The organism is Bartonella sp. AA168HLJHH, assembly GCF_042197365.1.
Taxonomy (GTDB): Bacteria; Pseudomonadota; Alphaproteobacteria; order Rhizobiales; family Rhizobiaceae; genus Bartonella.
The window spans coordinates 308,888-326,113 of record NZ_JBHIRS010000001.1; the positions used below are offsets into that span (position 1 = coordinate 308,888).

A 17,226-nucleotide genomic window follows, 5' to 3' on the forward strand; every position below is an offset into this window, starting at 1 on the left:
ACGCCTCAACAAAAAGCTTCTTCTTTTATAGGATTTCTAGTCTATGCCTCCTTCCTCAGATTTAGAAATGAGAGACAAAAAACGAAGAAATTGTTTTTTTAAATTCAATCTTTAATAATCTCTTTCATAAAAGAGACCTATACTAGAATTTTGTTCATTTCCTATGGCACCTTTAGCTTTGAGATGACGCGAAATATCTAAATTAATTGTCCCTTTCGTCGTTCCATCAGACCCTGCTTCAAAGCCCAAATAAATATTATTGTGTATGTAGCGTCCAATACGTAAGCCTGTATTCCCCTTCTCATTAACGATAACATCAAGATCATCAAGTCCAATTTTAGTTCGTAAAGTATTCAACAAAGATGTATTAGAACTACCTGCAAGATCAGCCGCTGCTGCTGCAAGTTGAGCAATCTGAAATGGTGATAATTCATTAAGAGAGCGTTTAAAAATCAAACGCGCCAAAATCTCATCCTGAGGCAAATTTGGTTGTGATGAAAAATTAATATCAAGATTATCAACCGTCCCACTTACAGTTACAGTGACACGAATATCACCACTGTTATTGTTGGTTACAAAATAAACCGTAGGATTAAGATTACCACTAAAACTCGCTTGTCCTTGATCAAAATTAAGACGTTGCGACAAGATATCAAAACGTCCACGAATCATTCTAAATTCACCAACTGGATGCACATCATTCAATGGACCTGCTAGATTAATGCGTCCTCCCAGTTCAGCATCTAAGCCTTTTCCGCGTACAAAAAATTGATTGCGTGCTGTAATACGCATATTTGATAGCACGACAGATGAAGATTCTTGTGTAACTATACGGCTTTTGCTTTTGTTCGTGTTCTTAACATCAGCACGTTCAAGTGTTGTTTGAATCGATTTAGTTAAATTCTTATTTCTAACATCAAGAAACTTGGCATTTTTAAAATGATCAGGAACAAAAACTTCAGCTTTTTCAACGATGATATCACCACCAAGAACAAGACTATTAAAAAAATGACCTGTCATTGTCATCTCACCTGATAATGTTGCCAGAATCATAGAACCATCATTATAATTGGCATTATCAAGATGAAATATCAAATCTGTCTCTAGATCATTAGAGATACGACCTGAAGCAGAAATTCCTCCCCCCTCAAACGAAGAAGCTGAAGCTTTTTCTATAAGGATATGATCACCTTTCAATTTGCCTTCAATTGTTATATTATTCAATCCTACATTTGTTTGTGAATCAAAAAAGCTACCGTCGCCTATAGAAATATTTCCTATCAATTGTGGTTTTGATAATGACCCATTAAGAGCTGTATCAATTCTTGCTGTACCCGTTATATGTGCACCACGCTTAGCTAATAAGAGATTAACAAAATCAAGAGGCATTATCCCTTTAACGTTTAATTTTGCCTCTGAACCATTAAGAGATACAGGCCCATGGATGGAAAGATCTAATCCTTTATCTCCAGTAGCTATCATATTTTCAATATGAAATGTCGATTTTTTATAAGAACCACGAGCATTTATATTGATTGACATCGGTCCTTTATGCGTCATAGCGGTTAAATTTTGACTAGAAAGCTCAAAATGAGCAGATGGATCCTTCATTGTTCCACCAATATCAACTTTACCTATCACTGTCCCATCAAGCGCTTGTCCTGCAATAAAACCATTCGCCAAACGTGCAGATAAATTTTGCAAATTAATACGAAGATCAAGCGCATTTTTCTCTAGAGATACACGCCCCTGAGCTTGTGCTTGTACTCCTTCTCCTGTTAAATTTGCATTCAAAGTAAGATTTTGATCTACAGTGTTTCCCGTGGCAGAAAGAGAAAAAGGCATAATTTTTTTATCTTGAAAAGCAACGGTTGTCAGTCCCTCACCTTTTATATCGTAAGTTATATCAGGTTTTTTTAAATGACCACGAATCATAACCTGCCCTGTTACACTCCCTGCTGCACCAAGATCGGATTTCCACAAATTGACTAAAGTAGCAGGAAGGGCATTCATTGTAAGTTGTAAATTCAGGGTATCTTGAATATTTCCTGCTAAGATGATGTTGCCCCCATTTATTGCAATTCCTAATTCATTGATTGTCATTCCATCTTTATCAAAAGAGATTATAGATGGCTTCGGCAATGTCGCATGAAAAGTATGTTGTTTTAAGTCCACAGCTTCAATTTGCACTTCTCGTTTTATACTTTCTGGAAGTTCCTCAACCATTAAACGACCAGAAAGCCGTGCATTGAGAGTATCATGCAACGTCGCCTGGACAGTAAAAACCGTTTGTCCATTATTCCTATCAGCGTGAGCATTTAAACGATTGACCATTACCAAAGGTGTTTGAATATGTTCTGCATTGATAACTCCTTCAAACTGAGTCATGCCAAAAGGATCGAATATGTCAGCATCTATTGCCAATTTTTTTATTTTATTCTTGGAAAAATTCAAATGGTTAACATGCGCCTTCACATTGGTTTTTTGTCTGCCATTTTGTTCATCAAAAATAAAATCTCCTTTTACTTTTCCACTACCATCCTGCAAAAATAACGCTGAAAGTACGGAAATATCATCGGCATCAATATGCAGCGCTCCTTTCAAAAAACCGCCAAGTTGTTGAGAAAGATCACCCGTTATTTTTGCACTTCCCCCTCTAATATCGATATTTTCAAGTTTTCGAATTTTATGAGAATCTTCAAAAGAGGCCGATAAATGCAAAGGTTTCTTAGCAAAAATTCCTTCACCCTTTACCACCCCTGTTAAAGAAGTAACTGGTGCTGTATTATCTACAAATGCATCTATGTTAAATGTTGTGTTTTGAAGTTTCTTCCCTACAATTAATGCTTCAGAAATATGGGCACGCGTATTTAGTTTTATATGGCTATTGCGCCCTCTCGCCGTACTTTGAATTGTAAGTGCACCACTTATCTTTGAGTCTAATTTGGACAAATCAGATATTTGAGCAGATAGATCCATTTTAGCGCTTTCATCTGAAAAATAACCATTAGCCTCTATATTTGTATATTGATTTTTCAAATTAAAATGACGTAAAGTGAAGCCCTTTGTATTTCGAGCAGTGCCACCTGAAAGAGTAGTATTTCCTTTGAATAAACGATCAAAAGACTGCACGCCTATTTTCATATCGTCAGCCATTCCTGATAATTGGAGATCAAAAATGCCACTCAATAAACTGATCGTTCCTTTGGCTTTAATATCTGCATTACCAGAAAGTGATTGTTTACTGAACACTTCCAAAGGAGTTAATGTTTGAGCTTTTAAACCGAGATCGCCTTTAAAAACAAAATTCTCCATTGTCCCTTTTAACCAAGAAGAAAAACCCTGAGCCGTAACACTCAGATCATGAATCAAAATTGGTTTGTTCGAAACAATATCCGTATCTAAATGCACATGAACCGCTTGGCTTAAATTTTCTACTAACGCTCCCTTAATCTTTTTAACCCCTTGAAGCGTCCCTTTAACCTGAACACCAACATGACGAGAAGCTGCATTATCAAGATTTTCGCTTACTCCTCCCATATCAAAAATTGCATCGCGAATATAAATATTTTTATTGCTTAAATGATTTACAACCAACCGCCCATTCCAAGATTGTTGACCTTCGCGACCATAGTCAATGTTCAAAGCAAGAGTATTCGCAGGTTTTGGCACTTCTGATATAGGTAAATGAATAGACTCCTTTTCGTTATCAAGAGCCATTTTGCCATCAACAAAAAGCCGTCGCAAGAATCCATCGGCGGTTATTTCAGCATTGGCTATAACATTCATTGCTTTGTTCTGAATAACCATCTGATCAAGGTGTGTCACACCTTCTTTTGTTCTTCTTGCCTTTGCTTTTAATGTTATATCAGATTCGAAGAGACTACGATATTGAACAGGTATTAAAGGGCTCAGTGTTCCCTCTAATTTCGTAGAAAAACTCTGTCCTTCTGGAACACTTGCAAGAATAACATTACCATCTAAAATAGAATGATGATCGGACTCTAAAGAAAGTTTGATAACCAAATCATCAAAAGTACCATCACCTTTCACGACGAGACTTAATGCTGGACGTTGTTCAATGTTAAAAATATTCGCCAAAATACCATTTTGTGGTTCGTTAGCAGAAATATCAATTTGAGCTGTACGATTACTATCAGATATCTTGGTGAGAACAGAAAAAGAACCCGGTGCATCTAAACGATGCGCCGCTATATCGACATCAAAATTACCACCAGCCAAGGTGAAATTGCCTTTTAAGGACATATCAGCAGAAAAACCAAAAAGATTCTGTTCAAATGTCACATGTTGAGCTGTAAGCGTATTGATAGAAAGAGTAAGCGGTAATTTTGGTAAAGAGAATTTACCAGTCTCAAGGGAAGAAACAAAAGAAGAATTGCCTTGCGGTTTGCGTAAAAATGTAACCTGTTCTGCCGAAAGCTGGTTAATATCCATCCGTCCTCTCAGCAACGCTAGACGATTCCAATCCATTTTAGCATTGGTAATTTTAAGCCAAACCCCTTTTTTATCACTGACAGTAATAGTATCAATTGATGTTTGAGAAGACAGTGTCCCTTGCATATTGTGTAAACGAACTTGACGATTAGGCGCTGAAAGCTTTCGTTCAATTAAAGAAACAAACCATGAGCGATCATCTGTTTTCATTTCGCTAGAGGGAAGAATGTCTCCTCTTTGCGCAAAAACAAAACCACCCACCCCAAAAAACAAAAATACAAAGAAGAAAGCTGATAAATGTACACCTTTTTTCATTAAAATGCTTGCCCTATACCCACATAAAAACCAATGCGAGGGTCACCCTTCTCTCTCTTTAAAGGAAAGGCTAAATCAACGCGTAAAGGACCAAGACCCGTCATATAACGACCTCCTATACCGGCTCCCCATTTAATTTTTTGAGAAAAATCAAAATTCGCCTTTTCCCCGACTAAACCTCCATCAAGAAAACTGACAAACCCTATTTTATCATTTAAAGAAACACGCAATTCTGCTGACCCCTCAATAAGCGCCCGTCCACCAACAACCCCATCATTTTCTGTTTTGATACCAATATTACGGTAAGCATAACCACGAACAGAGCCCCCACCACCAGCAAAAAAAAGCGTATTTGCGGGTACTTGTGCTGCATCATTCCCAAGAATTGCACCAAGCTTTGCCCGCGCAGCAACAACAAAACGATCCCCTTCATCCAACGCCCAATAAGAACGACCTTCTGCTGTTACTTTTGCAACAAAGTTGCTAAAACGCATCTCATAAAAAGGCTCAATGAAAACTTCACCATATAAACCTTTTGTTGCATTAAACTTATTATTACGACTATCGTAAATCAAACCGCTAGGGAAACCGATTGTTGTAAAATTACGGCTCCCAAAATAGATATCACGTGAATAACCATTTGAAACTTCTACAGCAGCCTGTCCCGATAGATTACCATTAAAAATATGCGTAATACCTAATTTTCCTTTGATGGCTTTTGTCGTATAATTTTCTAAAACATCTTGTTGTATTTTTAATTCTGACCTGAAATCTGTATCTGGCGTGAGTACACCGGGCTTTACAAATGTAGCACCGAAAAGATAATCAAAATTTTTAAAATTATATGATTGCTTTTTATTGCTACCAACACCACTTATTTTTGTTTCAATTTTAAGAGTCTCTGCATGACCCAAAAGATTGTTATGCATCCAATAAGTCTCAAAACCAGCACCGTCTAAAGTTGAATAGCTACCGCCTACACCAAAACGACGCGGTTTACGTTCTTGTACAACAAGTGCAAGCGGTAAACTACCATCTAGATTAATAGTATCAGCCTCACGTATATTGATAGCACGAAAAACACCAAGGCGCGCAAGACGTTCATTTGCCTTAGCTAACGCATCAGAATCGTATATCTGCCCTGGTTTCAATCCGGTCATCCACGCGATATAAGCTGAATCTACACGTGGTTTCTTACTTATATTACGCACACTTAAAGGACCATAATAAGCCTTTTGTCCAGGAGCAACAACAATCCGTCCTTCAACACGCAACGCAGCATGGTCAGCCACGACCTCACTCTTCATAATTTTAGCTTTAGCATAACCTTGTTGCCGCCATCCTTCTATCGCCCATTTTTCTGCTTTCAAAATGGTTTCAGATTTAGCAATAGCCCCAACTTTATAGCCCAATTCTTCAATTGTGGGCATTTTATGCGCTTTACGTTTTTCAAACGGAGCTACTTTATCAATATTGGCAATACTAAAAACATATTGTGGACCAGCATTAATTGTAATAACGATATTCGATTGTGCTGGAAGTTGAGTTACCGGACTTAAATCAGCGACTTCTAAGCCATTAATTTTAATACTAATAACACCACCATAGCGTCCATCAGCATAAAGAGCAGAAAGAATTGCTCGATAATCTGAACGCGCCTTGGCGAGCAAACCAGAAGAACTGGCGGATGCTTTCTCTTTATCAGCAACAAGAGAAGAAACAGATTTAACTATTTTTATACCTTCTAATGGTGCACCTGGCGGTGCAACAACATCAACTTTATAAAATTTCTCTGTACTTTTGGCATAATGTGAAGAAGAATTTGTTTTCTTTTGACCAAAAAGAGGGATGCCGAAAAAATCAAATGCAGCAAGTGGCTGTGGAAAAGAAAAAGTAAAACACAAGCCTATAAATACACAGCGCACAGTCCCTGATTTTAACAAAATTCTTGTCTGGTATACCATAAAATCAGATACCTTATAATACACTTTGCATCTACTACGCTTTGAAATAATATAAAAATAAGAAAGGTAAATATAATTACTTTGCACATTTTACACGTTTTATCACATCAAATAACACTCTGCGATACATAACGTTATCCTCCCCTTATATTTTCATAAAATTTTACACTGTTGTATAACACGAACAGCCTCATTCTTTTTTTCTTAACATATTTATTTAGCTTATTATAAATGTTTTATTGCGTCCCATATCATCATGGTTAAATTTGTACAAATGACTTTCCATGGGAATGCTAAAAAACTGCCCACGTATATAGTTCTCTCTATAAAAAAAGCTATAGAGATGCTTCTTGATTTTTATAAATAGATATGATTGTCTCTACCAAGTCTAAAGGGGGAAAATAAATAAATGATCGCACGTATTACAACTGTTGCTTTTCGCGGTCTAGAGGCAGTCCCTGTCGATGTACAGGTTATGATTTCGTCTGGTAAAATAGGAATGGCTATTGTTGGATTAGCTGATAAAGCAGTTGCAGAAAGCCGTGAACGTGTACAAGCAGCCCTCCACGCTTGTGGACTTTCTATGCCTACTAAACGAATTACGATTAATCTTGCACCAGCTGATTTGCCTAAAGAGGGATCGCATTATGATTTGCCAATCGCCGTAGGCTTAATGCTTGCTATGGGAATCCTCCCTCCCGAAGTAGCTCAAGACTATGTCATTTTAGGAGAATTATCACTGGATGGTTCACTTACCGCCGTTAATGGTGTTTTACCAGCTGCCATGACAGCTTTATCACTCGATAAAGGACTAATTTGTCCCTTCCAATGTGGACCTGAAGCAGCATGGGCAAATGCAGAAATAAATATTCTTGCCCCAGAGACTCTGCTCACTATAGTCAACCATTTCAAAGGAACCCAAATTCAAAAACGTCCACAACCGCGCCAATATACTATCGAAACTGAACTTCCAGATCTTTGCGAAATCAAAGGACAAAAAACAGCCAAACGTGCCTTAGAAGTTTGTGCTGCTGGACGCCATAACCTTTTGTTTGTAGGTCCCCCTGGTGCTGGAAAATCTATGCTAGCGCAACGCTTACCTTCCATTTTGCCACCTCTTGATAGCCGTGAGCTTTTAGATGTCTCTCTGATTGCTTCTATTACAGGAGAAACGGTTCATAATACCATTTCACTTCATTGTCCCTTTCGTTCCCCACATCATTCTGCTTCCATGGCCGCAATGATTGGTGGAGGGCTTAAAGGACGACCGGGAGAGGTCTCCCTTGCTCATAATGGTGTGTTATTCCTTGATGAATTGCCTGAATTTTCTCCACAGGTTCTTGATTCTCTTCGTCAACCTTTAGAAAGTGGGGAGTCAGTTATCGCCCGCGCTAATCACCATATTAGCTATCCTGCTCGCTTCCAACTTATTGCCGCAATGAATCCTTGCCGTTGTGGTATGGCAGGCGAAAAAGACCATGTTTGCCCTAAAGGGATACGCTGTCAAATCGATTATCAGTCCCGTATTTCTGGTCCTCTGCTTGACCGAATTGATTTACGGATTGATGTCCCTGCTTTGACGGCTATGGACCTTATGCAACCAGAACAATCAGAAAAAAGCTGCGACGTTGCCAAACGCGTCGCACGGTGCCGTACCATTCAAGCTAAACGTTTTTCAACAATGGGGTTTGATCATATTCGTACCAATGGCGATTGCCCTGCCAAAATTATAGAACAGATTGCCATTCCTGATAAAAGTGCGACCATACTCTTACGAGATGTGAGTGAAAAAATGCACCTCTCCGCACGCGCTTATCATCGCATTCTCAAAGTTGCACGCACAATTGCTGATCTTGACGGATCAGATACTCTTTCACGCTATCATCTCGCAGAAGCTATTTCCTATCGACTAGGCGCAGAAAGATTAACAGCCCTTAATTAAAAAACTACTCATCAAAAAAAACTTATTGGAAAATAACGCAAATAAAGTTCTGTAAGTTTACCATCCTCTTCTAGAGATTTCAGCGCATAATTGAGTATATCAACCAATTTTTCATTCTTTTTTGCAACAGCAAGCTGCATTCCTTGCCCCAATAACTGTGGCGCCATATATGCCCCCCCAACAAAATGGCAGCAATCAACAGATTTTTGTTTTTTGAACCATAATGATAAAGCAAATCCATCATCAAAAATAAGGTCAATTTTACGCTCTTGTAATGCTTTATAGAGCTCTTCTCTCTTTTTAAACCCTTGCCATTTGGCTTTAGGAAAATAATATTGAAAGAGTTTTTCGTGAACACTTTTAGACAAAACACCACTGGTTAAATGTATCAATTGATCGCTTATTGGCTCATCGAGATTTAAACGTCGAGAAGCAACAAATCGCGCTGGAAAGCGCAAATATGACTTTGTAAAAACAAGATCTTGCTGGGTTTTACTTGTTTCTTTTAAACCCGCAATAATGACTTCTGCACCACCATTTTTAACATGTTCTAAAAGCTCTTTCCAAGGAATCACTTCTATTTCACAAAGCTTCTCTAATTTTAATTTTGAGCAAATAGCGCGCAATAAATCGATATTATAACCTGCAAGATACCCCGATTGATCAATAAAATTAAAAGGAGGAAAATCAAAAGTTGTTACAAAACGCAAACGAAAGATATCCGTTGTATCAGGTTGTACCAAATGTTCATGCGAATCAAAAAAAGAAGGCAGCCTTTCAGCTTCTGCGTAAGAGGAAAATAGAACCCCCCCTGCTACAAATAAAATACGAATAAAAATATTGTATGGATTATTGAATAAAAAGTACTGTAAACGCAATTGAAGATGTTTCACATATATAGATTTTTTTATTTTCAAAATCTCTCCCCCATTTTTCAAAACTAAGATGCAACACTTCTTAATTATTATCTAACGCACTTCACCAAAATATCTGGCGTTTAATAAATAAAATTCTTGCTATTTTTGAAACCATTGAAAATGCTTAGATTTCTGATGTTAATTTTCCAAAATGAATATATAAAAAGTAATTTTAGAGAAAAGCGATTTAATTTTTTAATATAAGAAATAAGCTGTATATACTTTAGTGGTACACTTTATTTTATCAAAATATCCCGCGTACCTTAAAATATTAAGACCATTTCCTTGCGTATCACAACCTGGGAAGTATATAGATACTATTGAAGAAAAGAGTAAAAATACCCCTCAAATGCCGAGGGTTTTCTCAACATTAAGGTTGCACCAACATTTAAGAGCTGAAAAATAAAATGATGATTCTGATTTGCACTTTATTGTCACGATGGGAAAGATGGAGGACATAAATCTTGTAGTATTCACAGGGTATTTTGCGTTATACTATTCAAACATCGTTGTAAAATGAGTTTGGGAACATTGAGCGATGCAACCTCACGAGAATGCAAGAAACAAAAGCGTAAGATAATTCGTCATTACCCTCATTATTCAAAAACATCACCGTAGACGTTTTTTTAATTGTAAAGTTGAATATAAAAGATGATCGTAGAAACGTGTTTTTACATTTACGCATTTATATTTTCCTCAAATGAAGCTTTTTTCACACTTTAAAGATGACACAAACCAATATACAAAATATTTTCGCCTCAATCTAACATACAAAAGTTTGAACTGCTTAGAGAGCTCGCAACCTTTGTTTTAAATATATGGTAGAATTAGGATTGAAAAATTGATTTATGGATAAAACAAGTGAGACCTTTATTAGTGTAACACAAAAATGCATAACTAATTCTGAAACATTACGCATATGCAAAAATAAACAAAGTAAATAGCATCGTTTATGAAACAGTTTTTTGTATAAGTCATAAGTGTTTATTCGCCTTATATCACCGTCCTAGTGTTTTACAGCATAACAGTACACTATCATTTTATCATTCTCTCCATTATATATCGACAGATATTGAATCTAGATCTGATATACGGTAAATATTTAATGTGGTTATTCCATAAATAACTGATCAGAACATTGAGCTTTAAAAAAGCGGATAAAATATTGTAAATTGAACACAGGAATGGACTAACTTATGAGTGATGAAATAACCTCACCAGCACAAAGCAATAACTATGATGCCGCTTCTATCAAAGTTCTCAAAGGTCTTGATGCTGTACGCAAACGTCCTGGTATGTATATCGGTGATACTGATGATGGATCGGGGTTACATCATATGGTCTATGAAGTTGTAGACAATGCTATCGATGAAGCTTTAGCCGGTCATGCAACTCTTGTAAACGTCACACTCCATGCTGATGGTTCTTGTTCTGTTCGTGATAATGGACGTGGAATTCCGACAGATATCCATCCAACAGAAGGTATTTCTGCCGCTGAAGTTATTATGACACAGCTTCATGCCGGTGGAAAGTTTGATCAAAACTCTTATAAAGTTTCAGGCGGATTACACGGTGTTGGCGTTTCTGTTGTGAATGCATTATCCGTTTGGCTTAAATTGCAAATCAAACGCAATGGTAAAATTCATGAAATATCATTTACCCACGGGGTAGCTGATGCTCCATTAAAAGTTGTTGGCGATTGCGATCAAGAAAGTGGAACAGAAATTAGATTTTTACCAAGCTCTGAAACCTTTACTATGGTTGAGTTTGATTTTGAAACTTTAGAGCGTCGTTTACGGGAATTAGCTTTTCTAAATTCTGGGGTTTATATTCTTCTTGTTGACGAGCGTCATGCTGATATTAAATCCGTTGAATTGCATTATGAAGGTGGATTAATAGAGTTTGTGAAATATATTGACCAATCAAAAAAAGCTCTGCTTGATACTCCTATTTATATTGCAAGTGAAAAGGATGGTATGAGCGTTGATGTTGCCCTGTGGTGGAATGATTCCTATCATGAGAAGGTCTTGTGTTTTACCAATAATATCCCTCAGCGTGACGGTGGAACGCATTTGATAGGTTTCAGAAGTGCCCTTACACGCCAAATTAATGGCTATGCTGAATCTTCAGGTATTGCTAAAAAAGAAAAAGTGAACTTAACCGGTGATGACTGCCGTGAAGGATTAACAGCTATTCTTTCTGTCAAAGTTCCTGATCCAAAATTTTCTTCACAAACAAAGGATAAGTTAGTCTCTTCTGAAGTGCGCCCTATTGTTGAAAATTTGGTCAATGAAGGTCTTTCAATATGGCTGGAAGAACATCCTCATGAAGCAAAACTTCTCATTAGTAAAGTGGTAGAAGCTGCAACAGCACGTGAAGCAGCACGCAAAGCACGTGAACTCACAAGACGAAAAGGGGCACTTGATATCACTTCTCTACCAGGAAAGCTTGCCGATTGCCAAGAACGAGATCCCGCAAAATCAGAAATCTTTATTGTCGAGGGGGATTCGGCTGGCGGTTCAGCAAAAAGTGGGCGCTCACGTCAAAATCAAGCAATTTTACCCCTTCGTGGTAAAATCCTCAATGTTGAACGAGCACGTTTCGATCGCATGCTCTCATCTGATATGATTGGAACACTTATTACAGCTCTTGGAACGTCTATCGGTAAGGATGAATTTTCGCCGGATAAATTACGTTATCATAAGATTATTATCATGACGGATGCGGACGTTGATGGAGCCCATATTCGTACTCTGCTGCTCACTTTCTTTTTTAGACAAATGCCCGAGTTGATTGAACGTGGACATCTTTATATTGCTCAGCCTCCTCTTTATAAAGTATCGCGTGGAAAATCTTCCCAATATATTAAAAATGAAGCAGCGTTTGAAGAATTCTTGATCGATACTGGATTAGAAGAAACAACGCTTGAGCTTTCAACGGGAGAAGTTCGTGCAGGAGCTGATTTGTATCAACTCGCTAAAGATGCTCGTATATTACGTCAACTTTTAAATGGTCTTCATACCCGTTATGACCGTAATATTGTTGAACAAGCAGCAATTGCTGGCGCTTTTAATCTTGAAGTCTTTGCAACACAAGAAAAAGCGCAAAAAATAGCAGATACTACAGCACACCGCCTTAATCTGATTGCTGATGATATGGAACAAGGTTGGAGTGGACAATATACAGCAGATGGAAGTTTATGTTTTGAGCGTATTTTGCGTGGTGTTAAAGATGTTGTTACGCTTGATGTGGGACTTATAAATTCAACTGACGCACGCCAAATTGATCGCATTTCTCAAAATTTTATCGACATATATCATCCTCCTGTTCTTTTACGTCGCAAAGATAAAACAGAGCGTATTTTTGGTCCTATGAGCCTTTTAGAGAGCATTTTTACAAACGGTAAAAAAGGTGTTACTCTTCAACGTTATAAAGGTCTTGGGGAAATGAATGCTGAACAACTTTGGGAAACAACGCTTGATCCCAATGCACGTTCTCTTTTACAAGTAAAGATTAATGATGCAACCGATGCAGATTCACTCTTTTCTCGTCTCATGGGTGATGAAGTTGAACCTAGACGTATTTTTATTCAAGACAATGCCTTAAGCGTTGCCAATCTTGATATCTAAAGGTACTCTTCTGTTTTTGGCTGTGTAAACGTCGTAGTTTTATACGTTGTTTTTTCGTAGTTGAACATTCCCTCTCTATTTCATTTACGATAAAAGAAAAATAAGGAAGATCATATACATGGCAATTGAAACAGAACGTGTAGGAACCAAGGGTGGCATGGAGCACTCTTTTGGTTTTACAATAGTAGATGAAACACAAAAACAATCCATGGTGGATGGTGTGTTTCATTCTGTTGCTGAAAATTATGACAAGATGAATGATATCTTATCCTTAGGGCTACACCGTGTGTGGAAAAATTCCATGATTGCTTGGCTTTCCCCACCAGCACTTTCTCATTGGAAAGTTCTTGATGTCGCTGGCGGTACAGGTGATATTGCTTTTCGTATTCTTAATGCTTCACGCCAAAAAGCCCATGCTACAGTGCTTGATATTAATGGCTCAATGCTCAGCGTTGGCAAAAAACGCGCACAAAAAAATGGTCTTGCCCCTCTGATTGATTTTGTTGAAGCCAATGCAGAAAATCTACCTTTTGAAGATCAAAGCTTTGACGCTTACACGATTGCTTTTGGAATTCGCAATGTTCCTCATATTGATCAAGCTCTTAGAGAAGCTTTTCGTGTTTTAAAGCTCGGTGGACGTTTCTTATGTTTAGAATTTTCAAATGTCGAGATGCCTTGGCTCGATAAAATTTATGATCTTTGGTCTTTCCATGCTATCCCTAAGCTAGGTCAATTTATCGCAAATGATGGCGATGCTTATCGTTATTTGGTTGAATCTATCCGCAAATTTCCTAAGCAAGATGATTTTTCCCATATGATCAAGCATGCGGGGTTTTCGCGGGTATCGTACCGCAATCTCACCGGTGCGATTGCGGCGCTGCATTCAGGTTGGAAAATTTAAAAATGGTGCAAATTTCCCCTTACTTTCAATTGATGCGTGCAGGATGGGTTTTAACACGTGAAGGTGTTTTAAGTGCTCTTCCTCATGATGATCTTCAAGGATTTCCAGCGCTATGTCATCGTATAGCGAGTGCATTAGCACGACGCAAAACAAAAAAGAAACAGCGATCTGAAAATATTTCATATGCCATTAATAAGCTTGGACCCTCTTACATAAAACTTGGTCAATTTCTTGCCACAAGACCTGATATTGTTGGGCGTGATATTGCGGAAGATTTGTCACAGCTACAAGATCGTGTCCAAACATTTTCTTGCACTGCCGCTATTGCTCAAATTGAAAGTTCTCTTGGTCGCTCTATTGATGATTTATTCGTAAATTTTTATCCCCCCATTGCCGCCGCTTCTATTGCTCAAGTTCATCCAGCTGAATACAGTGATGAAACTGGCCATAAGAAAAAATGTGCTGTAAAAGTTATTCGTCCCAATATCAGAGCACGTTTTTCTAAAGATCTTAGAGGATTCTATCTCATTGCTCATTTACAAGAGCGCTATATCCCTGCCTCTCGAAGGCTTCGTCCTGTTTGTGTGGTGGATACTTTAGCACAAACAACACGACTTGAAATGGATTTACGCTTAGAAGCAGCAGCTATATCTGAAATGGCTGAAAATATTCAACATGATACAGGATTTCGGGTTCCACGTATTGACTGGGAACGGACAGGACGTAATGTTCTTACAATGGAATGGATTGATGGTATAAGAATATCCGAAACTTCCAAACTCAAAGAGGCAGGATTTGATTTGAAGGCGCTTGCTATTACGCTTATTCAATCTTTTCTTCGTCATACACTGCGTGATGGTTTTTTTCACGCCGATATGCATCCTGGTAATTTATTCGTAGATGAAAAAGGATGTATTGTCGCTGTTGATCTAGGCATTACAGGAAGGCTTGGCAAAAAAGAAAAGCATTTCCTTGCTGAAATTCTTTACGGCTTTATTACCCGCGATTACCATCGAGTTGCACGTGCCCATTTTGAGGCAGGCTATGTTCCTTCACACCATAATATCGAAAGCTTTGCACAAGCCAATCGCGCTATTGGCGAACCAATTCACGGACAATCAGCACAAAGCATTTCCATGGCTAAATTGCTCACTTTATTGTTTGAAGTCACTGAATTATTTGACATGCAAACGCGACCTGAACTTTTATTGCTGCAAAAAACGATGGTTGTCGTGGAAGGTGTTGCCCGCACATTAGACCCCACTTTTAATATGTGGAAAGCTTCTGAACCCATTGTCAAAGAATGGATTAGTAAAAATTTAGGACCCGTAGGCGTTGCAAAAGACTTTAGTGAAGGAGCACAAGCTCTCCTTTCGCTGGCACGCAAAACACCACAATTGGTTCAAAATTTCCAACGAATAGAAGAAGATTTCAATCAAATGAGAAAAACAGGTTTTAATCTTTCTCCTGCTACCCTCAAACAACTTGCTGTGGAACAAAGCCACAGAAACCGTTATGGTCGTTATAGTCTTTTCATCATTGCACTTTGTTGCGCTTGTCTTACTTTTTACTTTTTTCATCTTTTCTAATCTCCTTAATATGCTAAAAATATCAACAATGAAATCATTGAAATCATTTTTATTTCTTGGAGGTATTTTATGGCCAGTATTACTATTCGTAACCTGTCTCTTGAAACCAAAGAAGCTTTGCGCATACGCGCCGCGCAAAACGGTATTTCTATGGAAGAAGAAGCCCGCCGTCTTTTAAGCAATCCTCCTACTCACACCACACTCCCCTCTCATGCCAGTGCTGTTGAAGTGCAATCATTGAAATCAAAATCTCTCCTTCTTATTATTGGTGGAAGTATTGCATCTTATAAAGCCCTTGATTTGATTCGCCGTTTACAAGAACGTGGAGCACATTTAAAAGTTGTGATGACAAAAGCGGCGCAAAAATTTATTACGCCTTTAGCCGCTGAAGCTTTAAGCGGTGGTACTGTATATACTGATTTATTTTCACGCGAAGAAGAACATGATATCGGACATATCCGATTAGCACGTGATGCTGATCTGATTATTTTAGCTCCTGCTACAGCCAACCGCATTGCAAAAATAGCCAATGGAATAGGAGATGATCTGGCTGATTGTGTCCTTTTAGCAGCACGCTGTCCACTCTTGATTGCACCCGCCATGAATCCAGCCATGTGGGTGCATCCAGCAACTATTCGTAATGTTGCACAATTGCACGCAGATGGCGTTCATATCATCGGACCAGAAATCGGAAATATGGCTGAACGTGATGAGATTGGATATGGACGTATGAGCGAACCTTTAACTATTGTCGCTGCTATAGAGAATCTTTTGAATGTGCATGAAAAACCTCTTTTTGGCCGCCATTTCATCGTTACCTCTGGTCCTACCCATGAACCAATTGATCCAGTACGTTATCTTGCTAATCGGTCCTCAGGTAAACAAGGTCATGCCATCGCAACCGCTCTTGCACATTTGGGTGCAAAAGTAACACTTATTTGTGGACCTGTTCATCTTGCAAACCCACAAGAAGTAAAAACAATTCATGTTGAAACAGCACAACAGATGTTAAAAGCCGTTCAAACCGCATTGCCTGCTGATGGTGCCATCTTTGTTGCCGCTGTTTGTGACTGGCGCAGTCAAACGCAGTCTTTACACAAAATTAAAAAGAATGCTCATAAAATACCACCATCCCTTGATATAGTCGAAAATCCTGACATTTTAGCAACGATTGGACACGCTCCAAACCGCCCCTCATTGGTCATTGGTTTTGCTGCTGAAACATGTGATATCATTGCCAATGCGCAAAAAAAATGTGTTGAAAAAGGAGCTGATTTCATTCTTGCTAATGATATTTCTCTTCAAGTAGATGGTACAAGTGTCATGGGTGCTGATACAAATCAAGTTTATCTCGTAAGTAGAAAAAAAGTTGAACAATGGCCTCATATGAGTAAACAACACGTAGCGCAAAAATTAGCAAACGTGATTGTATCATTTTTTGCCCCCCAAACATCTACTCCTCATGAGAAAAATATACCCCTTTGCAAATAAGAACTCTTCAAACGCGTTGATAT

At 38.2% G+C, this 17,226-nt stretch carries 8 protein-coding genes; 5 read left to right on the top strand and 3 right to left on the bottom strand.

Features of this window, described 5'->3' with window-relative positions; translation table 11 throughout:
- Positions 1-111 precede the first annotated feature (111 nt).
- Positions 112-4,770 carry a translocation/assembly module TamB domain-containing protein gene (locus tag ACFINM_RS01225; protein WP_375639762.1) on the bottom strand — a complete coding sequence of 1,553 codons (4,659 nt, stop codon included), beginning with the start codon at positions 4,768-4,770 and terminating at the stop codon, positions 112-114.
- Positions 4,770-6,734 carry an autotransporter assembly complex family protein gene (locus ACFINM_RS01230; protein ID WP_375629174.1) on the bottom strand — a complete coding sequence of 655 codons (1,965 nt, stop codon included), beginning with the start codon at positions 6,732-6,734 and terminating at the stop codon, positions 4,770-4,772. Before ACFINM_RS01230 ends, ACFINM_RS01225 begins: the two co-directional genes overlap by 1 nt.
- Positions 6,735-7,143: 409 nt before the next feature.
- Here ACFINM_RS01230 and ACFINM_RS01235 point away from each other — a divergent pair, with 409 nt between their 5' ends.
- The gene (locus tag ACFINM_RS01235; RefSeq protein ID WP_375611373.1) at positions 7,144-8,676 is read left to right on the top strand and encodes a YifB family Mg chelatase-like AAA ATPase; all 1,533 of its coding nucleotides are present in this window, start codon (positions 7,144-7,146) and stop codon (positions 8,674-8,676) included.
- Positions 8,677-8,687: 11 nt separating this feature from the next.
- Here ACFINM_RS01235 and ACFINM_RS01240 read toward each other — a convergent pair whose 3' ends face one another.
- Positions 8,688-9,593 carry a transporter substrate-binding domain-containing protein gene (locus ACFINM_RS01240; protein WP_375611372.1) on the bottom strand — a complete coding sequence of 302 codons (906 nt, stop codon included), beginning with the start codon at positions 9,591-9,593 and terminating at the stop codon, positions 8,688-8,690.
- 1,196 nt (positions 9,594-10,789) lie between these two features.
- Here ACFINM_RS01240 and gyrB point away from each other — a divergent pair.
- From gyrB to coaBC, 4 genes are all read left to right on the top strand, one after another.
- The gene (gyrB, locus tag ACFINM_RS01245) at positions 10,790-13,222 is read left to right on the top strand and encodes a DNA topoisomerase (ATP-hydrolyzing) subunit B (protein ID WP_375629169.1); all 2,433 of its coding nucleotides are present in this window, start codon (positions 10,790-10,792) and stop codon (positions 13,220-13,222) included.
- 118 nt (positions 13,223-13,340) lie between these two features.
- Positions 13,341-14,123 carry a bifunctional demethylmenaquinone methyltransferase/2-methoxy-6-polyprenyl-1,4-benzoquinol methylase UbiE gene (ubiE, locus tag ACFINM_RS01250; protein ID WP_375612796.1) on the top strand — a complete coding sequence of 261 codons (783 nt, stop codon included), beginning with the start codon at positions 13,341-13,343 and terminating at the stop codon, positions 14,121-14,123.
- Between the two features lie 2 nt (positions 14,124-14,125).
- Positions 14,126-15,712: a 2-polyprenylphenol 6-hydroxylase gene (gene ubiB / locus ACFINM_RS01255; protein WP_375639764.1), complete on the top strand. Its 1,587-nt coding sequence runs from the start codon at positions 14,126-14,128 to the stop codon at positions 15,710-15,712.
- 69 nt (positions 15,713-15,781) lie between these two features.
- The gene (coaBC, locus tag ACFINM_RS01260; RefSeq protein ID WP_375620873.1) at positions 15,782-17,203 is read left to right on the top strand and encodes a bifunctional phosphopantothenoylcysteine decarboxylase/phosphopantothenate--cysteine ligase CoaBC; all 1,422 of its coding nucleotides are present in this window, start codon (positions 15,782-15,784) and stop codon (positions 17,201-17,203) included.
- The last annotated feature ends 23 nt before the right edge of the window (positions 17,204-17,226 follow it).